Here is a 2333-nt window from a genome sequence, read left to right as displayed (position 1 = left end):
GAAAGTCTTCGACGGCGCTTTGTGAAGAGGAGCCGCTTCTGCGCGACCGAACCCAACTAAAAAGCCTCCCCCTAAGGAAAGGCCTTTTGACTTTAATTCTCTACATTGTCTACTGAATCTTATTATTGTCTCTGTGCTCCCCAATTAGCATTTCCTTGGTTACCATTCGCATTGCCGTTACCGTATTGCTGATTACCACCGGACCCTTGCCACTGGTTAGCCGGGTTATAGCTACCTTGGTTGCCATTCGCATTCCAATTGTTCTGCTGGTTATTTTGATTGTTTTGATAATTTTGATTGCCATTCGCGTTCCAATTGCCTTGCTGGCCCTGGGCTGGAGCGGCCTGACTAGCTTGGGCACGCGATTGGCTAGCTGCTTGGGCTTCTGACTCTGCCCGTCTTGAAGACTCAGCTGCTGCTTCTGATTGGGCAGCCGCTTGGGCTTGTGCCTGGGCCTCCGCTTCCGCTTGGGCGCGGGCTTCCTCGTCTCTAATTTTGGCTTCGGCCTCTTTTAGTTGGTCGAGATCATCATTTTTGCCCTTGAAACCGTGGCGGGCATCGATTGTGGTTTCGCTTAGTTCCTTAGTCAGCAATCGACTCCATAAGTCTGCCCCCTGGTTGGTCAATTGCCCATCCTCAGAATAAAGTTCTTCCAAGTTTAAGTCGTCAGCTGCTAACTTATCCTTGAAATCAGCCCACATATCGTAATAGTTATAGTTCAAATCATCGAGGACCTTAGCGATCTTATCCTTATAGGCATCACTATCTTCGTCATTATTCAAGCTAGGACTAATAACAAAAATCGGTAGGGCTTCAGGTTTGGCCAAACGTAGCTGGCGATAAATGCGTTCAATATTCGCTTTACTTCCCGCTTCATCGATCCCAGCCTGGGCCTCAGCCGCCAGGTTCAGGGGAACTAAGATAAGTTGACCCTCGCTATCGGCTACTTGTTGGGCATAGCCACTGGCTAAGAGATCTGCAGTTGACATGCCACTGTAGTTTAACTTATTAACGGCAAGCTGGTCAAAACCTTTATCCTTGAGACCAGCTACTGCCGTTTCCAACCAATCGGCGGTTTGGTTGAGCGAATCCACAGCTAAGACGCCGACTTGGTCCGCTTCCCGGTTGACATAGGCCAAATATTTAGCTGCTGTTGTGTTCTCACGGTTCTGTTCAAAATCTGCTGCCGCCTGGTCTAACGAACCCGACTGACTGGGTGCTTGATCTGTCTTTTGCTCTCCTTGGTTATGTCCCTGGAAGAGCGCTGTTTCCTCGGCCAAACGCGCCTCTTCTCGCCGCTGGCCAATCACATAGGACCCGCCAATAATGATGAAACCGACAACCACTGTCGCTAGCATGGCTAGCAGGCTTTTCTTGTTGAATTCCCTCATAAATCTAACTCCTCGTTTATATTCTTTCCATTTATTGTAGCATAAAAATTTAGCTAATCGAACAGCAGACTCTCTTTAATAATTTCTAATTAAAAATTCTATTTTTAGCCAAGCTATGTTATACTATTTAAGAATAAGATTGAATACTGATGCAGAAAGCAGGTTTTTTGATGCGTAATCCTCAAGAAGGAGAATACATCGCAGTCAAAAGCTATAAACATGACGGCAGTTTGCATCGCACTTGGCATGATTGTATGGTGCTCAAGACCTCTGATCAGAGTATCATTGCTTGTAATGACCATACCCTTGTCAGTGAATCCGATGGTCGGCGCTGGGTAACACGCGAGCCCGCCCTTCTCTATTTTCATAAGAAGTACTGGTTCAATATTGTCACGATGATCCGCCAAAAAGGTACATCGTATTATTGTAACCTGGCTTCCCCTTATATTATGGACAAGGACGGCCTTAAATACATTGACTATGATTTAGATATCAAAGTCTTTCCGAATGGCGATAAAAAGTTACTCGATGTAGATGAATACCTCGACCATGGTCGAAAGATGGCCTATCCTTACGATATAGACTATATCGTCACTTGCCATCTCTATGAATTGAACCGCTGGATTGAAGAAGGCAAAGGCCCCTTCTCTAAGGCCTATGTAGACTTGTGGTATGAACGTTATTGCCAGCTAAGCCAGCGCCAACAACAGCATAAGAAAAAGCGCCGCCAGCACTAGCTGTCGCCCTTTCGATTTGATTGTGAAGTATTCGAAAGTTCATAAAAAAGGCTGAGTTTTAAAGCTCAGCCTTTTTGCTTTGTCTCTTATTAACTGATTGCTTTGGGGCTTTCGCTGGTTACCTGCTTGCTCCCAGTCATCCAAGCCTGAACGCCAAGTCTCACACCCTGCTTAGTCGGGTTCGAGGATGCAGAAAGGGCTCCTC

General features: G+C 46.3%; 2 protein-coding genes. One reads left to right on the top strand and one right to left on the bottom strand.

Annotated features, from left to right (window positions below):
• Nucleotides 1-122: 122 nt before the first annotated feature.
• Nucleotides 123-1391 (bottom strand): SGNH/GDSL hydrolase family protein, encoded by a 1269-nt coding sequence (locus HMPREF3090_RS05940; protein WP_067975136.1) that lies wholly within the window; start codon nucleotides 1389-1391, stop codon nucleotides 123-125.
• A 170-nt stretch (nucleotides 1392-1561) separates the two neighbouring features.
• On the opposite strand from HMPREF3090_RS05940, the gene HMPREF3090_RS05935 reads away from it, so the two are divergent.
• A complete protein-coding gene (locus HMPREF3090_RS05935; protein ID WP_067976595.1) occupies nucleotides 1562-2128 on the top strand; it encodes a DUF402 domain-containing protein in 567 nt (188 codons plus the stop codon).
• Nucleotides 2129-2333 lie beyond the last annotated feature (205 nt).

The organism is Aerococcus sp. HMSC23C02, from assembly GCF_001806805.1.
GTDB lineage: Bacteria > Bacillota > Bacilli > Lactobacillales > Aerococcaceae > Aerococcus > Aerococcus sanguinicola.
This window is presented reverse-complemented; position numbering and strand designations above follow the sequence as displayed.